General features: G+C 63.3%; 27 protein-coding genes and 1 riboswitch. Of the genes, 11 read left to right on the top strand and 16 right to left on the bottom strand.

All coding sequences use genetic code 11. The features are described from left to right. The first annotated feature begins 15 nt into the window (after nucleotides 1–15). The 4 genes from KBX18_RS00585 (at nucleotide 16) to KBX18_RS00570 (ending at nucleotide 6,363) form a co-directional block, all read left to right on the top strand. On the top strand, nucleotides 16–1,884 hold the full coding sequence (locus tag KBX18_RS00585) for a GTPase domain-containing protein (protein WP_255994417.1): 1,869 nt from the start codon (nucleotides 16–18) through the stop codon (nucleotides 1,882–1,884). Beyond that, complete coding sequence (locus KBX18_RS00580; protein ID WP_255994416.1) at nucleotides 1,884–3,482, top strand: GTPase; 1,599 nt, start codon at nucleotides 1,884–1,886, stop codon at nucleotides 3,480–3,482. The genes KBX18_RS00585 and KBX18_RS00580 overlap by 1 nt, the downstream gene beginning before the upstream one ends. Before the next feature lie 356 nt (nucleotides 3,483–3,838). Continuing rightward, nucleotides 3,839–3,942: riboswitch (TPP riboswitch) on the top strand. Further along, nucleotides 3,932–5,491 carry a bifunctional hydroxymethylpyrimidine kinase/phosphomethylpyrimidine kinase gene (locus tag KBX18_RS00575; RefSeq protein WP_255994415.1) on the top strand — a complete coding sequence of 520 codons (1,560 nt, stop codon included), beginning with the start codon at nucleotides 3,932–3,934 and terminating at the stop codon, nucleotides 5,489–5,491. Its footprint overlaps the riboswitch before it by 11 nt. Continuing rightward, nucleotides 5,488–6,363, top strand: a complete 876-nt coding sequence (locus KBX18_RS00570; RefSeq protein WP_255994414.1) for a carbohydrate kinase — start codon at nucleotides 5,488–5,490, stop codon at nucleotides 6,361–6,363. Before KBX18_RS00575 ends, KBX18_RS00570 begins: the two co-directional genes overlap by 4 nt. A 71-nt stretch (nucleotides 6,364–6,434) precedes the next feature. Here the strand turns inward: KBX18_RS00570 and rpsQ are convergent, their stop codons facing one another. From rpsQ to rpsJ, 11 genes are read right to left on the bottom strand one after another with little or no spacing between them, the layout of a single operon-like run. Next, nucleotides 6,435–6,749: a 30S ribosomal protein S17 gene (gene rpsQ, locus KBX18_RS00565; protein ID WP_005286733.1), complete on the bottom strand. Its 315-nt coding sequence runs from the start codon at nucleotides 6,747–6,749 to the stop codon at nucleotides 6,435–6,437. 4 nt (nucleotides 6,750–6,753) lie between these two features. Continuing rightward, nucleotides 6,754–6,984 (bottom strand): 50S ribosomal protein L29, encoded by a 231-nt coding sequence (rpmC, locus tag KBX18_RS00560; protein ID WP_005286736.1) that lies wholly within the window; start codon nucleotides 6,982–6,984, stop codon nucleotides 6,754–6,756. After that, nucleotides 6,984–7,400 (bottom strand): 50S ribosomal protein L16, encoded by a 417-nt coding sequence (rplP, locus tag KBX18_RS00555; RefSeq protein ID WP_005286739.1) that lies wholly within the window; start codon nucleotides 7,398–7,400, stop codon nucleotides 6,984–6,986. The genes rpmC and rplP overlap by 1 nt, the downstream gene beginning before the upstream one ends. 4 nt (nucleotides 7,401–7,404) lie before the next feature. Beyond that, nucleotides 7,405–8,154 carry a 30S ribosomal protein S3 gene (gene rpsC / locus KBX18_RS00550; protein ID WP_005286742.1) on the bottom strand — a complete coding sequence of 250 codons (750 nt, stop codon included), beginning with the start codon at nucleotides 8,152–8,154 and terminating at the stop codon, nucleotides 7,405–7,407. 6 nt (nucleotides 8,155–8,160) lie between these two features. Continuing rightward, nucleotides 8,161–8,517: a 50S ribosomal protein L22 gene (gene rplV / locus KBX18_RS00545; protein WP_005286744.1), complete on the bottom strand. Its 357-nt coding sequence runs from the start codon at nucleotides 8,515–8,517 to the stop codon at nucleotides 8,161–8,163. Between the two features lie 3 nt (nucleotides 8,518–8,520). Further along, a complete protein-coding gene (gene rpsS, locus KBX18_RS00540) occupies nucleotides 8,521–8,796 on the bottom strand; it encodes a 30S ribosomal protein S19 (RefSeq protein WP_005286746.1) in 276 nt (91 codons plus the stop codon). A gap of 16 nt (nucleotides 8,797–8,812) precedes the next feature. Continuing rightward, nucleotides 8,813–9,649, bottom strand: a complete 837-nt coding sequence (gene rplB, locus KBX18_RS00535) for a 50S ribosomal protein L2 (protein ID WP_005286747.1) — start codon at nucleotides 9,647–9,649, stop codon at nucleotides 8,813–8,815. A 46-nt stretch (nucleotides 9,650–9,695) separates the two neighbouring features. After that, a complete protein-coding gene (gene rplW / locus KBX18_RS00530) occupies nucleotides 9,696–10,001 on the bottom strand; it encodes a 50S ribosomal protein L23 (protein WP_005286752.1) in 306 nt (101 codons plus the stop codon). Further along, on the bottom strand, nucleotides 10,001–10,663 hold the full coding sequence (rplD, locus tag KBX18_RS00525; RefSeq protein ID WP_005286755.1) for a 50S ribosomal protein L4: 663 nt from the start codon (nucleotides 10,661–10,663) through the stop codon (nucleotides 10,001–10,003). Before rplD ends, rplW begins: the two co-directional genes overlap by 1 nt. Further along, the gene (rplC, locus tag KBX18_RS00520) at nucleotides 10,660–11,313 is read right to left on the bottom strand and encodes a 50S ribosomal protein L3 (RefSeq protein ID WP_005286757.1); all 654 of its coding nucleotides are present in this window, start codon (nucleotides 11,311–11,313) and stop codon (nucleotides 10,660–10,662) included. The genes rplD and rplC overlap by 4 nt, the downstream gene beginning before the upstream one ends. Before the next feature lie 13 nt (nucleotides 11,314–11,326). Then, nucleotides 11,327–11,632 (bottom strand): 30S ribosomal protein S10, encoded by a 306-nt coding sequence (rpsJ, locus tag KBX18_RS00515; RefSeq protein WP_003848085.1) that lies wholly within the window; start codon nucleotides 11,630–11,632, stop codon nucleotides 11,327–11,329. A gap of 637 nt (nucleotides 11,633–12,269) precedes the next feature. On the opposite strand from rpsJ, the gene KBX18_RS00510 reads away from it, so the two are divergent. Genes KBX18_RS00510 through KBX18_RS00485 form a run of 6 tightly spaced genes read left to right on the top strand, consistent with a single transcriptional unit; the run spans nucleotide 12,270 to nucleotide 15,557 of the window. Next, nucleotides 12,270–12,800, top strand: a complete 531-nt coding sequence (locus tag KBX18_RS00510) for an Asp23/Gls24 family envelope stress response protein (RefSeq protein WP_005286763.1) — start codon at nucleotides 12,270–12,272, stop codon at nucleotides 12,798–12,800. Continuing rightward, a complete protein-coding gene (locus KBX18_RS00505; protein ID WP_005286765.1) occupies nucleotides 12,800–13,135 on the top strand; it encodes a hypothetical protein in 336 nt (111 codons plus the stop codon). Before KBX18_RS00510 ends, KBX18_RS00505 begins: the two co-directional genes overlap by 1 nt. 17 nt (nucleotides 13,136–13,152) lie before the next feature. Then, nucleotides 13,153–13,353, top strand: a complete 201-nt coding sequence (locus KBX18_RS00500) for a hypothetical protein (RefSeq protein ID WP_005286768.1) — start codon at nucleotides 13,153–13,155, stop codon at nucleotides 13,351–13,353. Then, entirely contained in the window at nucleotides 13,353–14,372 is a 1,020-nt protein-coding gene (locus KBX18_RS00495) for an Asp23/Gls24 family envelope stress response protein (RefSeq protein ID WP_255994413.1), read from the top strand. Before KBX18_RS00500 ends, KBX18_RS00495 begins: the two co-directional genes overlap by 1 nt. Next, nucleotides 14,365–14,997 carry a DUF6286 domain-containing protein gene (locus KBX18_RS00490; RefSeq protein WP_255994412.1) on the top strand — a complete coding sequence of 211 codons (633 nt, stop codon included), beginning with the start codon at nucleotides 14,365–14,367 and terminating at the stop codon, nucleotides 14,995–14,997. Before KBX18_RS00495 ends, KBX18_RS00490 begins: the two co-directional genes overlap by 8 nt. Then, on the top strand, nucleotides 14,994–15,557 hold the full coding sequence (locus KBX18_RS00485) for a hypothetical protein (protein ID WP_255994411.1): 564 nt from the start codon (nucleotides 14,994–14,996) through the stop codon (nucleotides 15,555–15,557). Before KBX18_RS00490 ends, KBX18_RS00485 begins: the two co-directional genes overlap by 4 nt. Here KBX18_RS00485 and KBX18_RS00480 read toward each other — a convergent pair. The 5 genes from KBX18_RS00480 to rpsL form a co-directional block, all read right to left on the bottom strand. Continuing rightward, nucleotides 15,554–16,258, bottom strand: coding sequence for a hypothetical protein (locus KBX18_RS00480; RefSeq protein WP_255994409.1), 705 nt, complete (start codon nucleotides 16,256–16,258; stop codon nucleotides 15,554–15,556). The two genes, KBX18_RS00485 and KBX18_RS00480, sit on opposite strands and share 4 nt — an antisense overlap. Nucleotides 16,259–16,365: 107 nt before the next feature. Next, on the bottom strand, nucleotides 16,366–17,556 hold the full coding sequence (gene tuf, locus KBX18_RS00475; protein WP_005286783.1) for an elongation factor Tu: 1,191 nt from the start codon (nucleotides 17,554–17,556) through the stop codon (nucleotides 16,366–16,368). A 264-nt stretch (nucleotides 17,557–17,820) separates the two neighbouring features. Then, nucleotides 17,821–19,944: an elongation factor G gene (fusA, locus tag KBX18_RS00470; protein ID WP_255994408.1), complete on the bottom strand. Its 2,124-nt coding sequence runs from the start codon at nucleotides 19,942–19,944 to the stop codon at nucleotides 17,821–17,823. A 165-nt stretch (nucleotides 19,945–20,109) separates the two neighbouring features. Next, the gene (gene rpsG, locus KBX18_RS00465; protein ID WP_005286788.1) at nucleotides 20,110–20,577 is read right to left on the bottom strand and encodes a 30S ribosomal protein S7; all 468 of its coding nucleotides are present in this window, start codon (nucleotides 20,575–20,577) and stop codon (nucleotides 20,110–20,112) included. Nucleotides 20,578–20,580: 3 nt separating this feature from the next. Then, nucleotides 20,581–20,952: a 30S ribosomal protein S12 gene (gene rpsL, locus KBX18_RS00460; protein WP_005286791.1), complete on the bottom strand. Its 372-nt coding sequence runs from the start codon at nucleotides 20,950–20,952 to the stop codon at nucleotides 20,581–20,583. 284 nt (nucleotides 20,953–21,236) lie between these two features. On the opposite strand from rpsL, the gene KBX18_RS00455 reads away from it, so the two are divergent. Next, nucleotides 21,237–21,893, top strand: coding sequence for a DUF1707 domain-containing protein (locus KBX18_RS00455; protein WP_255994407.1), 657 nt, complete (start codon nucleotides 21,237–21,239; stop codon nucleotides 21,891–21,893). Nucleotides 21,894–21,985 lie beyond the last annotated feature (92 nt).

The raw sequence follows: 21,985 nt of genomic DNA, 5'->3' as shown, positions 1-21,985 counted from the left end.
TGCAACAATGGGCTGGTGACTAGCCCCCAAACCACCACCCCGCCGAGCGACCCGTTAAGCGCGGTCAAGCAGCTGCGCGACTCGCTGGCCGCGACCACGCTGCCCGCCGACGCCGCCGATGAAGCCCGCGCGGTGGTCAACCAGCTCGACGACTACATCCTCCCCCGCCTGGCCAACCTCGACGCGCCGCTGTTGGCCGTGATCGGCGGGTCCACCGGATCCGGCAAGTCCACGTTGGTCAACGCCGTGTTGCAGGAGCATGTGTCGAACCCTGGGGTCATCCGCCCCACCACCCGACAGCCGGTGTTGGTGGCTAATCCGGGCGACGCGGACTGGTTCAACTCGCCGCAGGTCCTGCCCGGCCTTGCCCGTTCCCACGGCGCGGGCAACGAGCAGTCCACGACGCTGCGAGTGGTGGAAACACCCAGCATTCCTGAGGGTCTTTCGCTTCTCGACGCCCCGGATTTCGACTCCATCGATGACCGCAACCGCGCCCTTGCCAGCCAACTGCTCGCCGCAGCGGACTTGTGGATCTTCGTCACCACCCCCGCGCGCTACGCCGATCAGCTGGTGTGGAACTTTCTGCATGACGCCGCCGGTCGCGGCATCGAAGTCGTGGTCGTGCTCAACCGCCTCGACGAGGCAGCCGCAGCCACGGTCCCAGCCGATCTGCGCCGCATGATGAACGAGGCCGGCCTGGAGCGGGCCACCGTCTTCGAAGTGCCGTACGTGAAGGACTCGCAGGAGGAGTTCCTCCCGACTGAGATGGTGGCGCCGCTCCGGGACTACCTGACCTCATTGGCGGACGATTCGGCTGCCCGGCGCGAGGTGGCCGGCAAGACCGTGGCAGGTGCGGCCAACGGCGCCCTTGCCCGCGTGGATGAGTTGGTGGCTACGCGCCAGCGCAGCGAAGAATTCGCGAACCACATCGACGAGTCGATCTTAGAGCTGTACCGCTCCGCGCACCACCACATCATTGATGCCACGTCCGACGGAAAGATGCTGCGCACCGAGGTCATGGACCGCTGGCAGGACGTGGTAGGCACCTCGGACGTGTTCCGCGGTGTGGAGCGCTGGTTCAGCCAGGCGGTGGACAAGGTGGGCAGCTTCTTCAGCGGTGAGCCCGCTCCCCTGCGGGAAGTGGAGACGGAGCTGGAGTCGGGTTTGCACGCCGTGATCGTGGATGCGGCGGACTCGGCGGCGTCTCGGGCGTGGGCGCATGTGGGGGCGGTGGCACCGGAGCGTCGTCACGCAGCTGATCCCTCCTTGGCCCGCGCCAGCCAGGACATCGACGACAAGGCCGCCCAGCTCATCCGCGAATGGCAGGGGGCGATGCTGACGCGCATTCAGGACACCGCGGGCGAGAAACGCCAGCGTGCGCGCGTAATGTCGCTGGGGCTCAACGTGCTCACCGTCGCACTCATGCTGGTGGTGTTCTCCACCACGGCCGGACTGACCGGCGCTGAGATCGGCATCGCGGGAGGTTCCGCAGTGCTAGGCCAGAAGTTGCTGGAGACGGTGTTCGGCGAGGACACAGTGCGCCGCATGGCTGCCGACGCGCGCGAAGACCTCAACCAGCGTCTCGATGTGCTGCTGCGCGGCGAACGCGAGCGCTACTACGCCATCACTGACCCGCTGCTCGAGGGAACCTCTGCCGAATCCATCCGTACCGCCGCTGCTGAGGCGCGTGTGTCGATCGACGAGCGTTTCCCCGGCATCCTCACCCCGGCCCCCACTGAGCAGGTTCCCGCCGCCCATGTCCCCGAGGATGTGCGGGAAAGCTACGAGCACGGCACCCTGCGCAGCTTATTCGACCAACTGCGCGGCTCGTTTGGCACGCAATCGTCTGACGCTGAAGCTCACCGAACGGAGGGCGAGGGATAGTGGCGCTATTCAAACGCACAACTCCGCTCGGCGACCGGCTCGCCGCGTTGGAGGAAGCTGCCTCCATCGGCGCGCCCTACTTGCCTGCCGACGAGGTCCAGCGCTTCCAAGCGGTCGCGCGCGCGGGAGCGGAACGCCGCGCCCTGTCTGCTGACCACACCGTCGTAGGATTCTTTGGCGCGACCGGCTCCGGCAAGACGTCTCTGTTCAATGCGGTCGTAGGCGAGGACTTAGGCGAGGCAGCTGCGCGCCGCCCGACCACATCCTCACCTCTCGCGGCGATTTGGGAGCCGGAAGGGTCCGAAGCGCTGCTGGACTGGCTTGGGGTGGAAGACCGCCGGAGCCGCGAAGGTGAGTTCGCTCCCGGCGCCGGCCCACTCATCTTGTTGGACCTGCCTGACTTCGACTCGGTGGAAGCCTCCAACCGTGCGATCGCGGAACGCCTTGCCGGCCAAGTCGACGTGCTGGTTTGGGTCACCGACCCCGAGAAGTACGCCGACAGCGTGATCCACGACCAATTCATCCGCCCCCACGCCGGCCACGCCGAAGTCACCCTCGCCGTACTGAACAAAGCTGACCTGCTGCATGCGGACGATGTGCCCACGGTTGCCGGGAACTTCGAGAATTTGCTTCTCGACGACGGCCTTTCCCGCATCTCCGTCATCCCCACCTCCACCCGCACCGGTGAGGGCATTGAGGCGCTGCGGGGCTCCATTTCCAAGGTTGCCCGCGCGCACACTGCTCAGGCCGCCCGCATCGAAGCTGACATTCGGGCGGTGACGGAGGACTATGCGCCGGCAAGTGGGGTGGGTGGCGTCGAAAAGCACGCGAAGCGTGCCCTTGATGCGACCTTGTCTCAAGCGGCCGGGGCGGAGCGCATCGCCTCGACCACTGCCGCCGCCTACCGCAAGCGGCTGCATGAGCGCACCGGGTGGTTGTTGACCAGCTGGATCACCAGGTTCCGCCCCGATCCGTTGCGCCGCCTTGGGTTGCGGGAGGAGTCCGACGAAGTGGGTGTGCACCGCACCTCGATGCCGGAGCTGGACGCGTCCGGCAAGGCGGTGGCGAACAAGGGCCTGCGTGACTATTCCGCAGCTGCCGCAGCCGGGTTGCCCCATGCGTGGTCGGCGGCGGTGGCAGACCGCACCGAGGAGATTTCCCAATCTCTGCCGGGTGAACTGGACCGTGCCGTGGCGCGCACCCGCCTCCCCGCAGAACCGTCACGCGGATGGTTCCTGCTCACGGTGATTCAATGGCTGGCGCTCATCGCCGCTCTCGCCGGTGTGGTGTGGTATCTCCTTGTCGCCTTCGTGCCGGGCGCTCTGATGCCCTTGCTGGGCGATGATCTCGTGCCCACGGTCGAGGGGTGGCCAGTGCCTACGCTGCTGATCATGGCCGGGCTATTGATGGGACTCATCATCGGTCTGGTCACTACCGTCTTCGGTGGGGTGATCGGCTCCGGGGTGAAGCGCCGCACCCGGCAGGCTGTGCGCAAAGAGGTGGCGGCGATATCTCACACAGCCGTGGTGGAGCCACTGGAGGGAATACGCGCGGATTATGACAGGTTCGTCGGTGCCGTGAACAATGCTGTGGGGTAGGAGCGGCGGCCGCGCTTGGCCTCGGATGCAGCACCTTGAGCAGAGCAGAGTGCTGCAATAACCCCGGGTCGTTGCGAAGGGGAGCCCTACCAATGGGGGGCACCGTCTACCCGGAATACTACTGGCGGTTTTTCAGAATACTGCTCATCTAAACTCGCAGGTCAAAAACGTGCGTCAATGCTTATATGCCCGAGCAGTATTCCAGCTCCCAAAGGGCACGAACCGTCCCCCAGGAATCCGCAGCAGTCCGAAGCCGCGGCTCTTAAGCCGCCAGCCCTGACCTCGATACACGTCGAAGTCAGGTCTTTGATTGTTTGAAGACCCCCTGACGGACGCGAGCCTCACGTATGGTTGAGGGATAAGACACGGGGTGCCCAGCCCGTAGTAGGCCGGGCTGAGATCACACCCGTTGAACCTGATCGAACTCGAATTCGCGGAGGAATTGTCTGATGGTTGAACGCACGCCTGGCGCTATCCCTAACATCTTGTCCATTGCCGGAACCGACCCGACAGGCGGTGCGGGCATCCAGGCAGATCTGAAGTCGATTGCGGCTGCCGGCGGGTACGGCATGTGCGTGGTCACCTCGCTGGTGGCGCAGAACACCCACGGCGTGCGCGACATTCACACCCCGCCGCAGGAGTTTCTCAAGGCTCAGCTCGATGCGGTCTTCGACGACGTCCAGGTCGACGCGGTGAAGATCGGCATGCTGGGTGACGCGGAGACTACACAGACTGTCTCCGACTACCTGGCCGCGCACCCGGTCCCAGTCGTCGTGGTGGACCCGGTGATGGTGGCCACCAGCGGCGACCGCCTGCTCACCGAGGACGCGGAGGATGCGCTGCGGCAGTTTGTGGAGGACCACGCGACCGTGGTCACGCCGAACATTCCGGAGCTGGCGGTTCTGGCGGGCACGCAGCCTGCGGACACGCTCGAGGAGGCTATGGAGCAGGGCCGGGCCTACGCAGACGCCAGCGGCGTGAAAGTCGTGGTCAAGGGCGGTCACCTGCGCGAAGGAATGGCATCGAACGCGCTGGTCTCCCCCGGCGGTGAAACCGAGGTCGCGGAGGTCCCCCGCGTGGACACGAAGAACACGCACGGCACGGGTTGTTCCTTGTCGTCGGCCTTCGCCACCCGCATGGCTATCGACCCGGACACTGCGCTCGCGTGGACGTCGAACTGGCTGCATGAAGCGATCGCGCACGCGGACGACCTCAACGTTGGCACCGGCCACGGCCCCATCGACCACTCCCACCGCGCTCGCCGTCTCGCAGCAGCAGGGTCCACCCAGCCGTGGCAGCTTAGTGACGATTGGACCGCCCCGAACACCACCTCTTCCCCCATCCTCGAACCCAAGATCGAGGCTGCCGGCCCCTACACCCGCGACCTATGGGAAAGGGCAGCGGCGAAGGTGTGGCCGGAGACCCTCGATCTGCCGTTCATCCGCGCTCTGCGCGACGGCACGTTGCCGCAGGAGCAGTTCTCCTTCTATCTGGTTCAGGATGCGTACTACTTGCGTGAGTACTCGCGGGCGTTGGCGTCGTTAAGCGTGAAAGCTCCAGACGCTGAAGACCAGGTGTGGTGGGCCCAGTCTGCGACTGTCGCCATTGAGGCGGAATCCGATCTGCACCGCAACTGGATCACCACGCACGAGGTCGCGGCGGACACTCCCCCGTCGCCGGTGACACTCGGGTATGTGAACATGCTCAAGTCTGAAGCGGCGCTGGCCGACTACGCCGTCGGTGCCGCCGCCGTGCTGCCGTGCTTCTGGCTCTACGCCGAGGTGGGCATGCACCTCGCCGAGAACAACCGCGACGCCCACCCCTACAACGCGTGGCTGTCCATGTACGGCGGCGAGGACTTCGTCGACGGTGTGCGCATCGCGCTGCAGAGCGTGGAGAAGGCGCTGTCGAATACCACGGAGCAGCAGCGCGCCAAGGCCACCGAGGCCTTCATGCACGCCTGCTACTACGAGCGGGAATTCTTCGACCAGGCATCGCGCACCCAATGATCACGGTCTACGGCGAGGCGCTGGTGGACCTCGTGCCCGCCGGCACGCCTCCACTTGCGCCTCTGCGGCCAGCGCTCGGCGGTGGCCCGTTCAATGTCGCGCGCGCTCTCGGCCGCATGGGATCCACCGTCTCGTTCCAATCGCGGTTATCCAGCGATAGTTTCGGCCGCGAGCTGCGCGCGTCGCTTATCGACGCCCACGTCGCCCTCCCCCACTGCCGCACCGGGCCCGAGCCCACCACATTGGCGGTGGCATCCATCGGGGACGATGGATCGGCAAGCTACCAGTTCTACACCGAGGGCACAGCCGACCGTCAGGCAGAACCAGTGCCTGTGTCAGAGGGCTTCGCGGTGTTCGGCAGCCTTTCGCTGACACGTGAGCCGGCCGCGTCGCGCTACGTTTCCGCCGCTCGTTCAAGTGCTCAGGCCGATACCGTCGTCTGCCTCGATCCGAATATCCGCCCGGCCACAACCACGGAAAAGCATCGCGCGTTCCTGCGGGGCATGCTGGAATGCGTGACGGTGCTGAAGCTTTCCGATGACGAAGTCGAGTTCCTCGGCGATACCTCGACCGTCCCCGTCGTAGTGACCACCTCCTCAGACGGCATCCGCGTGCGCGCTCCGTTCGGCGAGTGCTCCGTCCCAACGCACGAAGTGCGCGTCGTGGACACCATCGGCGCCGGTGACACCGTGATGGCCGCGCTGGTGCACCAGTTCGACCGGCGTGGTTTGGGCCGCGACGACCTGCTGAATTTGAACGGCAGCGAGTGGCGGGAATTCCTCAATTTCGCCGCTTTCGCCGCATCGATCACGGTGTCCCGAGCAGGCGCAGACACACCCTACGCGCGCGAACTCGAGCACCTCATTCAATGATGTAGCCGATGCACTAAACAGCAAGAAACCCGCCGATTGAAATCGGCGGGTTTCTTCGCGAAGAGAGAGGACTAGCGAGCCTTCTCCACAATGTCCAGGAGGCGGAAGTGCTTGTCCTTGGACAGCGGACGGGTCTCGATGATGTGGACGAGATCGCCCACGCCAGCCTCGTTGTTCTCGTCGTGAGCCTTCACGCGCTTGGTAGTACGGACAATCTTGCCGTACAGGGCGTGGGACTTACGGTCCTCGACCTCGACGACGATGGTCTTGTCCATCTTGTCGGACACGACGTAGCCACGGCGGCGCTTCTGCAGACCCTTCTCCTTCGGCTGGGCCTCAGTGTGCTTCGGACCCTTGCCGGTGGCGGTTCCAGTTGCTTCAGTCATTTACTTACGCTCCTTCACCAGGGACAGTGGACAGGCCCAGCTCGCGCTCGCGCAGCACCGTGTAGATGCGGGCGATGTCGCGCTTGACCGTCGAGATCCGGCGGTTGTTGGTCAGCTGACCGGTAGCGTTCTGGAAGCGCAGGTTGAACAGCTCTTCCTTAGCAGCGGACAGGCGGTCCTTAAGCTCAGCCTCGGTGAGCTCGCGGAACTCGTGTGCGGGGGTACCAGTAGCCATTAGTACAGGTCCTCCTTCGAGATAACGCGGGTCTTGCAGGGCAGCTTCGCGCCGGCGCGGCGCAGAGCCTCCTGGGCGACCTGCTCGTTCGGGTAAGACATTTCGAACAGGATGCGGCCAGGCTTGACGTTGGCCACCCACTTCTCCACCGGGCCCTTACCGGAACCCATACGCACACCGAGCGGCTTCTGGGTCAGGGGGCGGTCCGGGAAGATGTTGATCCAAACCTTACCGCCGCGCTTGACGTGGCGGTTGATGGCGATACGTGCGGACTCGATCTGGCGGTTGGTGATGTACGCCGGCTCGAGAGCCTGCAGGCCGTAGTCGCCGAAGTTGATGGTGTTGCCGCCCTTGGACACGCCCGAACGGTTCGGGCGGTGCTGGCGACGGTACTTGACGCGCTTCGGGATAAGCATGAACTTAACCCTCCTTCTTCTGCTCAGCGCGCTGGCGGCGCTGGCCGCCACGGCGCGGACGACGGTCGCGGTCGCCACGGCCACCGCGCTCGTTCTTCGGTGCGTTGAGTTCGGACTCGCGGACACCGCCGACGACGTCACCCTTGTAGATCCAAACCTTGACACCGATGATGCCGAAGGTGGTCTCTGCCTCAGCGAGACCGTAGTCGATCTCGGCGCGCAGGGTGTGCAGCGGGACGCGGCCCTCGTGGTAGCGCTCGACGCGGGACATCTCAGCGCCGCCGAGACGGCCGGAGCACTGAATCTTGATGCCCTTGACCTGCGGCTGGCGCATCGCGGACTGGATGGCCTTACGCATGGCGCGGCGGAATGCAACACGGTTGACCAGCTGCTCTGCCACGGACTGGGCGACCAGAGCGGCGTTGGCGTCGACGTTCTTGACCTCGAGGATGTTCAGGGCGACCATCTTGCCGGTGAGCTTTTCCAGCTCGCGGCGGATGCGGTCAGCCTCTGCACCGCGGCGGCCGATCACGATGCCCGGGCGGGCGGTGTGAATGTCGACGCGGACGCGGTCGCGGGTGCGCTCGATGACAATGTCAGCGATGCCTGCGCGCTGCAAGTTCTTGTTCAAGAACTCGCGTATCTTGATGTCTTCAGCGACATAGTCTGCGTAGTTGTTGTCGGCGTACCAGTGGGACTTCCAGTCAGCGGTGATGCCCAGCCGGAGGCCGTGCGGGTGAATTTTCTGACCCATGTGAGTTTAAGCCTCCTTCTGGCTCTCAACTACCACGGTGATGTGGCAGGTGCGCTTGCGGATCTGGAATGCGCGGCCCTGGGCGCGCGGCTGGTAGCGGCGCATGGTCGGGCCTTCGTTGGCGTATGCCTCGGAAATGACCAGCGTGCGCGGGTCAAGACCGAAGTTGTTCTCAGCGTTGGCAGCTGCAGACGCGACGACCTTGGCCACCTGGGTGGACACGGACTGCGGCGCGTACTTCAGGATTGCCAGGGCCTCGGACACGGACTTGCCGCGGACGAGGTCGAGGACCCGGTTCGCCTTCATCTGCGAGGTGCGAACGTACTTGGCGGTAGCGCGTGCGGAGGTGATGGTGTCACTCATTGCTTATCGACGCCCCTTCTCTTCCTTGACGTGACCCTTGAAGGTCTTCGTCGGTGCGAATTCACCGAGCTTGTGGCCGACCATGGACTCGTCGATGAACACCGGCACGTGCTTGCGGCCGTCGTGGACGGCGAAGGTGTGCCCGATGAAGTCGGGGAGAATGGTCGAGCGGCGGGACCAGGTCTTGATGACCTGCTTGGTTCCGGCCTCGTTCTGAGCATCCACCTTGTTGAGGAGGTGCTCGTCAACGAACGGGCCTTTCTTTAGGCTGCGTGGCATGTGAAGTTACCTCCTCTTAGCGCTTCTTGTTCGGGCGACGACGGCGCACGATCATGTTGTTGGAATAACGGTTCGGGTTGCGGGTACGGCCTTCCTGCTGGCCCCACGGGGAAACCGGGTGGCGGCCACCGGAGGTCTTACCCTCACCACCACCGTGCGGGTGGTCGACCGGGTTCATGACAACACCGCGGACAGTGGGCCTCCAGCCCTTCCAGCGCATACGGCCGGCCTTACCCCAGCGGATGTTGATCTGGTCAGCGTTGCCAACCTCGCCGACGGTCGCGCGGCAGCGGATGTCCACGCGGCGGATTTCGGAAGACGGCATACGCAAAACGGCGTAGGTGCCTTCCTTACCCAGCAGCTGGATGGATGTGCCTGCGGAACGGGCCAGCTTGGCGCCGGCACCCGGCTTGAGCTCCACGGCGTGGATGGTCGTACCGGTCGGGATGTTGCGCAGCGGCAGGTTGTTGCCCACCTTGATGTCGGCGTTGGCGCCAGCTTCTACCGTGGTGCCCTGGGTCAGGCCCTTCGGTGCGATGATGTAGCGCTTCTCGCCGTCTGCGTAGTGCAACAGAGCGATGTTGGCGGTGCGGTTCGGGTCGTACTCGATGTGAGCGACCTTTGCCGGGATGCCGTCCTTGTCGGAGCGGCGGAAGTCAATAACGCGGTACTGGCGCTTGTGGCCGCCGCCACGGTGGCGGGTAGTGATGTGGCCGTGAGTGTTGCGGCCACCCTTCTTCGGGAGCGGGCGCAGCAGGGACTTCTCCGGGGTGGAACGAGTGATGTCCTCGAACTCGGAAACGGAGCTGTTGCGGCGACCCGGGGTTGTCGGCTTGTACTTACGAATAGCCATAGTAGTTCCTTTTCGATCTAACTCTTTTCGTTAGCGCTGGCTGCCGCTAGGCAGTCGCGCCTCCGAAAATGTCGATGGAGTCGCTGCCCTCGCGGAGGGTGACGTAGGCGCGCTTGGTGTCCTTCCGCTTGCCCCAACCGGTGCGGGAACGCTTGCGCTTGCCCTCGCGGTTGACGGTGTTCACGGAATCGACCTTCACGCCGAAGATTTCCTCCACGGCAATCTTGATCTGGGTCTTGTTGGCTTCCGGAGCGACGTAGAACGTGTAGGTGTTCTGCTCCATCAGGCCGTAGGTCTTCTCGGAGAGGACCGGGGCGATGATGATGTCGCGCGGGTTGGCGATCTTAGCCATTAGTTCTTTGCCTCCTCTGCGGCACCAACAGCGTTTGCGCGGCCCACGAAGTCGTGGAGAGCTTCCACGGAGAAGACCACGTCGTCTGCGTTGAGCACGTCGTAGGTGTTCAGCTGACCCGGCTCAAGGATGGTCACGCCCGGCAGGTTCCGTGCGGAAAGACGGGAGTTGACATCCTCACGGCCGATGACGAGCAGAACCGACTTGCGGTCGGTGAGGCGCTCGACAAAGGCGCGGGCGGACTTGGTCGACGGGGTCTGACCCGGAACGAGCTCTTCGACCACGTGAATGCGGTCGTTCTGAGCACGGTTGGTCAGGGCGCCGGCAAGAGCTGCCTTGATCATCTTCTTCGGGGTGCGCTGCGAGTAGTCACGCGGCACCGGGCCGTGAACCGTGCCACCGCCGGTGTAGTGCGGTGCGCGGATGGAGCCCTGGCGTGCGCGGCCGGTGCCCTTCTGGCGGAACGGCTTGCGGCCACCGCCGCGGACCTCGCCGCGGGTCTTGGTCTTGTGGGTGCCCTGGCGTGCAGCGGCGAGCTGCGCGTTGACCACCTGGTGCATCAGGGGCACGGAAGCTTCACGGTCGAACAGCTCGGCCGGGAGCTCGACAGTGCCCTTGGTTGCTCCGTCAGCGGTGTGGACATCAAGTGTCAGGTTCGTCATGCGTGAGCACCGCCCTTCACTGCGGTCTTGACGGTGACCAGGCTGCCCTTGGCGCCGGGAATGGCGCCCTTGATCAGCAGCAGGTTGGAGTCGCCGTCGATGCGTTGAATCTTCAGGTTCTGGGTAGTCACACGGTTGCTGCCCATGCGGCCTGCCATGCGCTTGCCCTTGAACACGCGGCCCGGGGTGGCGCAGCCACCGATGGAGCCGACGCGGCGGTGCGCAGCCTGGTTACCGTGAGCGGCACCCTGGCCTGCGAAGCCGTGGCGCTTCATGGCACCTGCGTAGCCCTTGCCCTTGGTGGTGCCGGCAACGTCGACGAAGGTATCGCCGTCGAAGATGTTGACGGTCACTTCCTGGCCAAGTTCGTAGGCAGAGGTGTCGTCCATGCGGATCTCAGCCACGTGGCGGCGCGGGTTCTGGCCGGCCTTCTGGTAGTGGCCTGCCTGCGGCTTCTTCGCCTTACGGGGATCAATGTCGCCGTAAGCGATCTGGATGGCGGAGTAGCCATCGGTTTCTTCAGTGCGGATCTGGGTGACAACGCACGGCCCAGCCTCGACGACGGTCACCGGGATAACACGGTTCTCCTCGTCGAAGATCTGGGTCATACCGAGCTTGCGGCCCAGAATGCCCTTGATCTCGTTAGTCATGTGTCAGTTCTCCCTACTGGATGTTCACGTCGACGCTGGCAGGAAGGTCGATGCGCATGAGGGCATCCACCGTCTTCGGCGTCGGGTCGAGGATGTCGATGAGGCGCTTGTGAGTGCGCATCTCAAAATGCTCGCGCGAGTCCTTGTACTTGTGGGGAGAACGAATAACGGCGTACACGTTCTTTTCGGTAGGCAACGGCACCGGTCCAACGACGCGGGCACCCGTGCGGGTGACCGTCTCAACGATCTTCTTCGCAGATGCGTCAATCGCTTCGTGGTCGTAGGCCTTGAGCCGGATGCGGATCTTCTGTCCCGCCACGTAAACCTCTTCCTCGCTTCCCCACGTTCACTCTCTCGCTTCGCTCGATGTGAACAAAGTGAATTGAGAGCGAAGAGGTGAGGACTAGCTTGCTTCTTTTCTCTATAACGTTGTCCGGTTCAGGGCCCGGCTGACAACGCCAGTGTCTTTCAAACGAATTGACTGCCATGACAATCGGCGGAAGATGCATGGCGTGAAAACAACGCGCTTGTCAGTGCTTCCGCTGAGCAAGAAAGCTCAGTGTCAGGCTTGGAAGGAGGTGGGCAGATCGCTTATCGACGATCAGCGCCCCGTGGCCTTCGTGTACTGCCGCTGTTTATTTGCCATGCCCCTTCTCCGGTCCCCGGTCTCGAGAGTGCCTCGTGGTGGCCTGTGCTCGATCGCAGGTCCTTCGTCGATAAGCAATGCTGGCTTACCGTGCAAAAGGTGTCATGTTCGCCTTACCAGCGACGCCGTGTTGAAGACGCCGTGTTAAAGCAACCCGAGTATTTAAACACACAGCTCAAACCGAAAGCAAATAGGAGGACTTGGTCTCGAAACGGTACCGATCTTCTTCTCGCATTGCCGAGGTACGCAGGCGAGCCTAGTATGGCGAGTGACGCATAAGCGCAACTAACCCAACTTTCCCGGAAGGACCATGATGGACACCAACAACCAGAACCCGACCTCCGCTGACGTTCCCGCAACCGCCGAGACCGGCGGCTCCACCACTCCTGAAGCAGCAGCTCAACCGCGCAACGAGGCGCTCGAGACCGAGCACGGTTCTACCGTCATCGACGACAACGTTGTGGGCAAGATCGCCGGCATCGCTGCCCGCGAGGTCTCCGGTGTGCACAACCTGGGCGGCGGCGCGGCCCGCATGTGGGGCGCAGTCCGTGAGTCCCTGACCGCTTCCACCAATGTCCAGCAGGGCGTGAACGTTGTGGTGGAGAACGGCCACGCTGACGTCGCCGTTGCCATCATCGCCGAGTACGGAGTTGCCATCCACGAGCTGGCTAACGCTATCCGCGAGAACGTCACCATCGCCGTGACCCGCATGACCGGCCTGATCGTCGACCGCGTCGACGTCACCGTCCACGATGTCAACCTGCCGGAGCAGAACACCGAGGAAGAGGCCGTCCGCAACGAGCCGACCTACCCGGCTAACGGTCAGGTCCTGGAACAGTAATGGCTTCGTTCTCCGTCACCCGCGACACCGCCGAGCAAATCTGCGGTGCCGCGACATCCGTGAAAGGCGTGGCGGGGTTGACCAGCGGCCGCATGGGCAGGGCTTTCCTGCGGGTGCCGGGCGCAATGATTGAGGGCATCGAGCTGATCGGGCCCTCGCACATTGCCATCCACGTCATCTACGACCTGTCCTCCCGCCGCGAGATTCCGCACATCGTCGCCGACATTCAGAGCGCCGTCGCACAGACCCCCGCCATTGCGAGCATGGGCGCGCCGCGTATTGATGTCGTCGTGGCGGACGCCGTGCGCAGACCCCAGACGGCTACGCAAAACTAAGAGTATGGGACACAGAAATGAACATTTTCTCCAATAAGACCGTCCTAGGCGCACTGATCGGTGTTGTGCTGGCGTTCGCGCTCATCTTGGGCGGGTGGCTCGGCTTCTTCTTCACCGCGCTCTTCGGCGCCATCGGTGGTGTCGTCGGCGCCCAGCTCGAAGGCCGCATTGACCTCGCCGAGCTGGTGAGCACAACCTCGGGCCGGGGTCGCGGCTAATGGATCCAGATTCCTACCGCATCAGCGAGAAGGCCGTTGGTCGCGTCGCCGAAGCGGCTGTGCTGACGGTTCCAGGCACCTGCGCGATCGACGCAAAACTGGCCGGCCTTGCCGGTCGTAGTTTTCCGCGCGTGGATGCCCATATTGACCGTCCCTCCGGCGCTGTCGCACTCGACGTAGAGATGGTGACCACCTACCCCGCCCCGGTCGGCGCGATTACCGACGAAGTCCGGCAGACGGTGGGCACCCATGTGGAAACGCTCACCGGTCTGACGGTCACGCGCATCAACATTGCCGTGGCGGATGCGGAAGTGTCCTCCCAACGGCGCGTGACGCGCACCGACTTGGCACACCACCCCGTCGGCATTGTGCCGGCCCCGGTGGAGACCACCCCATCGACTGTCACCTCACCCGTGGTCAAGCCGCAGGCCGAGCTGACCCCAATCGTTGTGGACGACTCCACGTACGACCAGATCGCTCACGTGAGCACGCCGCCGGCACCGACCGTGCAGCACGTGTCCGCCCCGCCAGCGCCAAGCGTTCGCGGGGTGCCACAGCCGCCGATTCGCCCGCTCGATCCGGTGCTCACTCCCCCGCCGCTACCGTTGGCGGGTATTCAGCTGCCGCAGCCGCCGGCGCCACGCTCCCCCGTTGCGCCGGCACCGGCCCCGCTGCGCAGCATCACCGTCACGCAGTTCGCACCCCAGCGGCCGATCACGGTTACCCGCGCATTCCCGCGCAAGCCGGTGATCATTCCGCCGACGGAGCCGCTGCGCCAGATCACCGTTACCGCTCCGGCGCGAATCGCACCGGTGTCCCTGCCGGCACGCCGACCGCTCGACCCGATCTATGCACCGAAGCCCCAGCACGTTGAGGTCCTCCGGCCGGAGCCGCAACCGCTGCGACGCGTGGGTGTGGACAATCCCAAGCAGATCCTCGTGCCGCAGGCGCCTAAGCCGCAAGCGTTGACACCGATCACCGTCAGCCCGGACAACCTCGAGGAGGAAAGCGATGGCTGAGATCCACGACATCACTGATTTGGCGCAGCCGCAGGTTCCCCAACCTCAGGCGCCGCCAGCTCAGGGGCCCGATCACGTCGCCCCGCAACCCGGCGGTGAACCGCGCGGCAACCCGGTTGTGCGCTGGCTGACCGTCCTACTCGGCCTGCTCCTGCTCGGTTTGGCAGGCGTGATCGGACGCGACCTGTGGTACCGCTACCAGGAGAACGACCCGCAGAACTCGTGGATCCGCCCGGTCTTCCAGTGGCTCGGTGGCGCCGCGGTGAACCCGGTGGGAATCACCGTCGGCATTATCGTGGCGCTGGTGGGCCTGTGGCTGCTCATCACTGCTCTCATGCCGCGTCCACGGACCCACATGCAGGTCGCTTCGCCGTCCTCCATCTGGGTTCGCCCGGTGGACGTGGCCCGCAAGGCGACCGCATCTGCACGGTCCGAACTCGGCCGCTCGAGCATTTCCTCCAAGGCGACCCGCAAGAAGCTCATCGTGGACGTAGAGGATGACGGTTCCGGCCACCTCGACCAGCGTCTGGCGGCAACCCTGACCGAGCAGGTTCAGAGGCTCAATCCGCCGCCGCACGTCAAGGTCAACATCCACCAACCCGAACCGGTGAGGGAGCTGCAATGACACGGACACTCGCGTTCTTCGACCGCCTGATCATCTTCCTGCTGGGGCTGCTTCTGCTCCTTGGCGGGTTGATCCCCGCGGCGCTGTACTGGAACATTCCGTACGTTTCGGACTTTGTCCGCGACATCAACCGCTCCATGATTGCCGATGTGCCAGGAATGAATTGGTACACCGGCGCGCTCATCGCCGTCATGGTCGCCTCCATCATCCTGGGGCTGTGGATGATCCTGTCGAACATTCGCAGCCGCGGGTTCAACAACCGCGCCATCGCCCCCGCCAATCCGGCGTTGGGTGAGACCCGCGTCAATGTCGCCCGCCTCGCTCAGGCTGCGTGCAACTACGCCGAATCCACTGAGCCGATCACCAAGGCGACCCAGAACGTGTCCTACGTGGGACAGCGCCCAACCGCGACGTTCACCATCACAGCGAACCCCGAGTTCGACTTCGAGACGATCGTCGCCCACGTCGAGCAGCTCGACAAGGACTTCCGGGACGCTGTGGACACCATGGATATTGACACGGTGTTCAAGCTTCACCTCGACAAGGTGGCGGCAAACTAGCTCTCTAAGAGCACGATCTGCTCCACCCGGCCCAAGACCTGGTCCTCTCCCCCACCTACCGGGGAGACGACCAGGTCTTCGCCTATTTCGCACCGCACAACGCGCTCCCACGCCAGCGTAGTTTTCTTGACCTCCCGCCCCTCGACGCGCCATGTGTGGAGGCGATGGCTGATCAGGGCGCGGGCACCGTCGATAAGCACAAGCCACACAGCGTTGCCCACTTCCGCGAGCTCGAGCCCCTCCAGCTCAGGCGCGTCCCCCAGCGCTTCAATTCGCGTGACGACGCCCAAGCGGTGCTCAACCCCCTCCCCATCCCTGACCACAAGCAACCGGCCGGGACCCGTCGCCCGGACAGACTCATACGCCCACATGCTCGGCTGCCGGTCGCGGTCCTGTACCGACCTGACGACGACATGGGACCGGGTGAGCGTGACGCTATGGTCGGGCGATGCGGTTTCAACGAGGAAAGAATGCGCTGCGCGACCGTTCTCATCACGGGGCACGTCTGCTGGATGAATGGCGCGCTCGGCACGGAGAGCCTCAATCAACTCCTCGTCGGAGGTGCCCCACCCCACCCCGCGGTTAGACAGCACACCGAGAAGCGTGGCCAGCGACAACTCAGGCTGCCCCTCCCACGTCAGGCGCAGCTCATCCAAAACAGTGGGGATCCGGGTCGGGTCAGGCATGTCGGACGGGCTCACGCAACTGAATCTACACTCGCCCGGGTGAAGGCACGAAAAAACCGCTGCCCCGGGATGAACCCGGAAACAGCGGTTAGATCAGCGCGCTAGCGCTCGATCGCGAGTGATTACTCGACGATCTTGGTGACACGGCCAGCGCCGACGGTGCGGGAGCCCTCGCGGATAGCGAAGCGCAGACCCTCATCCATAGCGACCGGCTGGATCAGCTCGACGGACATCTCAACGTTGTCGCCCGGCATGACCATCTCGGTGCCCTCCGGCAGCTTCACAACACCGGTCACGTCGGTGGTGCGGAAGTAGAACTGCGGACGGTAGTTGTCGAAGAACGGGGTGTGGCGGCCGCCCTCGTCCTTGGACAGGACGTAGACGGAACCCTCGAATTTGGTGTGCGGGGTGTAGGCGCCCGGTGCGATGACGACCTGGCCACGCTCAACGTCCTCACGCTTGAGACCACGCAGCAGCAGAGCAGCGTTGTCGCCAGCCTCAGCGGTGTCGAGAAGCTTGTTGAACATCTCGATGGAGGTAACGGTGGTCTTCTGGGACTTCTCCCGGATACCGATGATCTCAACCTCGTCGTTGAGGTTCAGGACACCACGCTCAACACGGCCGGTAACAACGGTACCGCGGCCGGAAATGGTGAAGATGTCCTCGACCGGCATCAGGAACGGACGGTCGGTCTCGCGCTCCGGGTCCGGGATGGAGTCATCGCAAGCCTGCATGAGGTCGACGATGGACTGAACCCACTTCTCGTCGCCTTCAAGAGCCTTCAGAGCGGAGATCTGGACGATCGGAGCTTCTTCGTCGTACTCCTGCTCAGCCAGCAGCTCGCGGACCTCCATCTCGACGAGCTCGATGATCTCCTCATCGTCAACCATGTCGCACTTGTTCAGAGCGACGAGGATGTACGGAACGCCAACCTGGCGAGCGAGCAGCACGTGTTCACGGGTCTGCGGCATCGGGCCGTCGGTAGCAGCAACCACGAGGATCGCGCCGTCCATCTGAGCAGCACCGGTAATCATGTTCTTGATGTAGTCGGCGTGGCCCGGGGCGTCAACGTGTGCGTAGTGGCGCTTCGGGGTGTTGTACTCAACGTGGGAAATGTTGATGGTAATACCACGCTCGCGCTCCTCCGGAGCCTTATCGATCGCAGCGTAGTCGAATGCCTGGTTCTCCTCCGGGTACTGGCTAGCCAGAACCGTGGTGATGGCAGCAGTGGTGGTGGTCTTGCCGTGGTCGACGTGACCGATGGTGCCGATGTTTACGTGCGGCTTGCTGCGCTCAAACTTAGCCTTAGACACTGATTGTCCTCCTGGACGATCGTGTGATTGTGAATCTCACAATCACGTGGTTGTTCATTTGCAAATGTGCCAGTTACATGATCCTAGATTTGTTAATGCCGTTTTTCAAACCACAGGCCGGGGCTAGTCTAGGGCTCCAACCACTGCGGTAGGCAGTTGATCTGTGGTAACGGCCGGCTCAGTGAAACGTCGTCAAGCGATGCTCCGCTCAGCTCGGCCGCTACCGCCCCTCCCTCCTGGCACAGAAGGGAGGGTTAGCTGGGCTTAAGCCCGGCCGTTGCGCTCGTCGATGATGTCCTGAGCGATGTTGGACGGAACCTCACCGTAGGAGTCGAACACCATGGTGAAGTTCGCACGGCCAGCGGTGGAGGAACGGAGGTCACCGATGTAACCGAACATTTCGGACAGGGGCACCTTCGCCTTGACAACCTTGGCGCCGGAACGGTCTTCCATGGCGTACACCTGGCCGCGGCGGGAGCTGATGTCGCCGTTGACGGTACCCATGTACTCCTCGGGGGTGACAACCTCGACAGCCATGAGCGGCTCGAGCAGCACCGGCTTCGCCTTCGCGACAGCTTCCTTCAGGGCCTGGGAACCAGCGAGCTTGAACGCCATCTCAGAGGAGTCGACCTCGTGGTAAGCGCCGTCCTCGAGCGTGGCCTTGATGTTCACCAGCGGGTAGCCAGCAAGGTAGCCGTACTGCATCGCATCCTGGATACCAGCGTCAACCGACGGGATGTACTCCTTCGGCACGCGGCCACCGGTGACGGCGTTTTCGAAGGTGTAGGTCGGGGACTGGCCCTCTTCGAGCTCGTCTGCCTCCGGAGCGTACGGCTCGATGGAGATGATGACCTTCGCGAACTGACCGGAACCACCAGTCTGCTTCTTGTGCGTGTAGTCGAGGTGCTCAACCGGCTTGCGGATGGTCTCGCGGTACGCAACCTGCGGGGAACCGATGTTCGCTTCGACCTTGAACTCGCGCTTCATACGGTCAACCAGGACGTCGAGGTGGAGCTCGCCCATGCCGCCGATGACGGTCTGGCCGGACTCCTCGTCGAGCTGCACGGTGAAGGTCGGATCCTCCTCCGCGAGCTTCTGGATAGCGGTACCCAGCTTCTCCTGGTCAGCCTTGGTCTTCGGCTCAATAGCGACCTGGATCACCGGGTCCGGGAAGTCCATGGACTCCAGGATGATCGGGTGGTCCGGGTTGCACAGGGTGTCACCCGTGGTGGTTTCCTTCAGACCGATGAACGCGTAGATGTTGCCGGCATCAGCGTGCTCGACCGGGTTCTCCTTGTTCGCGTGCATCTGGAAGAGCTTGCCCACGCGCTCCTTCTTGGACTTCGTGGAGTTGAGCATCTGCTCGCCCGGGATGGCCTGGCCGGAGTAAACGCGCACGTAGGTCAGCTTGCCGAAGAACGGGTGAACGGCAATCTTGAACGCCAGAGCGGAGAACGGTTCCTCGACAGACGGCTTACGCGTCATCTTCTCTTCACCGTCGACAGAGGTGCCCTGGACCTCGCCAATGTCCAGCGGGTTCGGCAGGTAGTCAACAATAGCATCGAGCAGCGGCTGCACACCCTTGTTGCGGTACGCGGTACCGCAAAAGACCGGGTAAATCTCGGAGTTGACGGTCATCTTGCGGATGGCGCCCTTGATCTCCTCAACAGTGAGCTCCTCGCCGCCGAAGTACTTCTCTATGAGTTCCTCGTCGGACTCAGCGACAGCCTCGAGCAGCTGCTCGCGGTACTCCTCAGCCTTGTCCTGAAGGTCAGCCGGGATCTCCTCGATGGTCGGTTCCGCACCGGTCTCGACCTTGCCGCGCCAGGTGATGGCCTTCATGTCGATGAGGTCAACGACACCATCGAAGTCGTCCTCAGCGCCGATCGGCAGCTGCATGACCAACGGCTTAGCGCCGAGGCGGTCAATGATGGTCTGGACGGTGTGGTAGAAGTCCGCACCGAGCTTGTCCATCTTGTTCACGAAGCAGATACGCGGCACGTCGTACTTAGCGGCCTGACGCCAAACCTGCTCGGACTGCGGTTCCACACCCTCTTTACCGTCGAACACTGCAACAGCACCGTCGAGAACACGCAGGGAGCGCTCAACCTCAACGGTGAAGTCAACGTGGCCCGGGGTGTCGATGATGTTGATCTGGTTGTTGTTCCAGAAGCAAGTAACAGCAGCGGAGGTAATGGTGATACCGCGCTCCTTCTCCTGCTCCATCCAGTCCGTGGTCGCGCCACCGTCGTGCGTCTCACCGACGCGGCGGTTAATACCCGTGTAGAACAGGATGCGCTCGGTCGTGGTCGTCTTACCGGCATCGATGTGGGCCATGATGCCGATGTTGCGGACCTTAGCTAGGTCCTTAAGCACTTCTTGTGCCACGTTGTATACCCCAACTTGTCGTCTTGTTGCGGCCGCTTACACCCGCACCTGCGGGAAAAGCGACAGCGATTTGAATGTTTTCCTTTGTCGATTCTGCCACTAAATCGCGATTATGGCAGGCCGAGACACTAAATGCGCCCCTGGCAACCGGAGCTGTAGCGACAATTACCAGCGGTAGTGAGCAAAGGCGCGGTTAGCCTCAGCCATCTTGTGCGTGTCTTCGCGGCGCTTCACGGATGCACCAAGACCGTTGGACGCATCCAGGATCTCGTTAGCCAGACGCTCGGTCATGGTGTTCTCACGGCGCTGCCGGGTGAAGGTGACCATCCAGCGCAAAGCCAAAGTGGTGGAACGGCCCGGACGGACCTCAACCGGCACCTGGTAGGTTGCGCCACCAACACGGCGGGAGCGAACCTCCAGGTCGGGGCGGATGTTGCCCAGCGCCTTTTCGAGGGTGCCAACCGGATCCGTGCCGGTCTTCTCGCGACACATCTCCATTGCGCCGTAGACAATGCGCTGCGCGGTGGACTTCTTACCGTCCTTGAGAATCTTGTTGATCAGCTGGGTGACCAGCTCAGAATCGTAAACCGGGTCCTTGACTACGGGACGCTTCGGTGCTTGCTGCTTACGCATTGATTACTGTCCCTTCTTCGCGCCGTAACGGGAGCGAGCCTGCTTGCGGTCCTTGACACCCTGGGTATCCAGAGCACCACGGATGATCTTGTAGCGGACACCCGGAAGGTCCTTCACACGGCCACCGCGCACGAGCACCATGGAGTGCTCCTGCAGGTTGTGGCCCTCACCCGGGATGTAAGCGGAAACTTCAATACCGGAAGTCAGACGCACACGCGCGACCTTACGCAGAGCGGAGTTCGGCTTCTTCGGAGTAGTGGTGTACACGCGGGTGCACACACCGCGGCGCTGCGGGGAGCCCTTCAGGGCAGCCGTAGCGACCTTGGCTTTCTTGTCGTGGCGGCCCTTACGGACCAGCTGCTGAATAGTTGGCATACCAACACTTTCTTGTCGTCGTCTGGTGTCTCAAGTCTCCACCGTCCGGCATCGCGCCCGAACACGCAAAAATGGGGGCTCTTCTTCGGGGCCCTTCCGCGTGTGCGAACATCGCGCCGTCCGAGGAGAACGGGGAGTTCTTTTCCATTTCCGCGACGCGATAAACGCGCAGCGGCGGAATCGGGTTCAAAAGTACAGGGTACGGGCGGCGGAAAGCAAATCGCTTCCCCGCTCTCAAGGTGACGGGCACGCTTCGCCGCTTAGAACTAAGTAGCTTTGGGGGCATGTCGACCGATTCTGCAGACAATGTGCCCCGTAAGCGCGTTTCACACGCACGCCGCCAAGAGATCGCCGATGTCCTCGCCGCGGCCTTTGCCGACGGCCAACTGAACACCACGGAGTTCGACGAGCGCACGGCGGTAGCCTGGCGCGCCACCTACGCCGACCAGCTCGACGAGCTCACTGTCGACCTCTCCCCTGTCCAGCAACTCCCGGACACAGCAGGCTGGTCCTCTGCCGCACATCAGCCGCGATCCAAGGCTCTCGACTTTGTCACTGGCGAGCCCGGCGGCACGTCCAGCTCCATTGCCGTCATGGGTGGCGTGGAGCGCTCCGGAGACTGGCTGATCAACAGCAACCACTTCTCACTCGGACTCATGGGTGAAACCGAGCTAAACCTGCTCCAAGCTCGCTTGGCCTCCGATCACATTCGAATTAGTGCCAATGCGATCATGGGCGGGATCACCATCGTCGTCCCGGAAGACGTGCGGGTGAAGTCCGAAGGTTTCGCCCTGATGGGCGGGTTCGGGGTTACCGACCACCCCAGCGTCACTATCGCTCAGCGGGATCTGCCTGACGACGCCCCCACCATCACCATCGCCGGCATCGCCCTCATGGGTGGCGTGGACATCATCCGGGCGGCAAGGAGCGCGAAGATGTAGAGCTCACAGCCCTGCGGAAAAGTTGACAAACTGGATTCCCACCTAGAACCGTCTACGCTGGTCACAGCGTTCTTGGCCGGTAGATCGACATC

Origin of the sequence: Corynebacterium sp. CCUG 69979, assembly GCF_024454095.1 — a bacterium.
Taxonomy (GTDB): domain Bacteria; phylum Actinomycetota; class Actinomycetes; order Mycobacteriales; family Mycobacteriaceae; genus Corynebacterium; species Corynebacterium genitalium.
Note: the sequence above shows the minus strand (reverse complement) of the source record. Positions and strands in the feature narration are given on the sequence as shown.

Excerpts from the sequence above, each read along its gene's own strand:
- KBX18_RS00570 (WP_255994414.1), top strand. The coding sequence starts at position 5,488 with ATGATCACGGTCTACGGCGAGGCGCTGGTGGACCTCGTGCCCGCCGGC.
- rplV (WP_005286744.1), bottom strand. The coding sequence starts at position 8,517 with ATGAGTGACACCATCACCTCCGCACGCGCTACCGCCAAGTACGTTCGC.
- KBX18_RS00490 (WP_255994412.1), top strand. The coding sequence starts at position 14,365 with ATGGCTGAGATCCACGACATCACTGATTTGGCGCAGCCGCAGGTTCCC.
- KBX18_RS00455 (WP_255994407.1), top strand. The coding sequence starts at position 21,237 with ATGTCGACCGATTCTGCAGACAATGTGCCCCGTAAGCGCGTTTCACAC.
- KBX18_RS00505 (WP_005286765.1), top strand. The coding sequence starts at position 12,800 with ATGGCTTCGTTCTCCGTCACCCGCGACACCGCCGAGCAAATCTGCGGT.
- KBX18_RS00510 (WP_005286763.1), top strand. The coding sequence starts at position 12,270 with ATGATGGACACCAACAACCAGAACCCGACCTCCGCTGACGTTCCCGCA.
- rpmC (WP_005286736.1), bottom strand. The coding sequence starts at position 6,984 with ATGGCTACTGGTACCCCCGCACACGAGTTCCGCGAGCTCACCGAGGCT.
- rpsS (WP_005286746.1), bottom strand. The coding sequence starts at position 8,796 with ATGCCACGCAGCCTAAAGAAAGGCCCGTTCGTTGACGAGCACCTCCTC.
- rpsC (WP_005286742.1), bottom strand. The coding sequence starts at position 8,154 with ATGGGTCAGAAAATTCACCCGCACGGCCTCCGGCTGGGCATCACCGCT.
- rplP (WP_005286739.1), bottom strand. The coding sequence starts at position 7,400 with ATGCTTATCCCGAAGCGCGTCAAGTACCGTCGCCAGCACCGCCCGAAC.
- rpsQ (WP_005286733.1), bottom strand. The coding sequence starts at position 6,749 with ATGACTGAAGCAACTGGAACCGCCACCGGCAAGGGTCCGAAGCACACT.
- rplC (WP_005286757.1), bottom strand. The coding sequence starts at position 11,313 with ATGACTAACGAGATCAAGGGCATTCTGGGCCGCAAGCTCGGTATGACC.
- rplB (WP_005286747.1), bottom strand. The coding sequence starts at position 9,649 with ATGGCTATTCGTAAGTACAAGCCGACAACCCCGGGTCGCCGCAACAGC.
- rplD (WP_005286755.1), bottom strand. The coding sequence starts at position 10,663 with ATGACGAACCTGACACTTGATGTCCACACCGCTGACGGAGCAACCAAG.
- rplW (WP_005286752.1), bottom strand. The coding sequence starts at position 10,001 with ATGGCTAAGATCGCCAACCCGCGCGACATCATCATCGCCCCGGTCCTC.
- KBX18_RS00495 (WP_255994413.1), top strand. The coding sequence starts at position 13,353 with ATGGATCCAGATTCCTACCGCATCAGCGAGAAGGCCGTTGGTCGCGTC.
- KBX18_RS00575 (WP_255994415.1), top strand. The coding sequence starts at position 3,932 with ATGGTTGAACGCACGCCTGGCGCTATCCCTAACATCTTGTCCATTGCC.
- KBX18_RS00500 (WP_005286768.1), top strand. The coding sequence starts at position 13,153 with ATGAACATTTTCTCCAATAAGACCGTCCTAGGCGCACTGATCGGTGTT.
- rpsL (WP_005286791.1), bottom strand. The coding sequence starts at position 20,952 with ATGCCAACTATTCAGCAGCTGGTCCGTAAGGGCCGCCACGACAAGAAA.
- rpsG (WP_005286788.1), bottom strand. The coding sequence starts at position 20,577 with ATGCGTAAGCAGCAAGCACCGAAGCGTCCCGTAGTCAAGGACCCGGTT.
- KBX18_RS00485 (WP_255994411.1), top strand. The coding sequence starts at position 14,994 with ATGACACGGACACTCGCGTTCTTCGACCGCCTGATCATCTTCCTGCTG.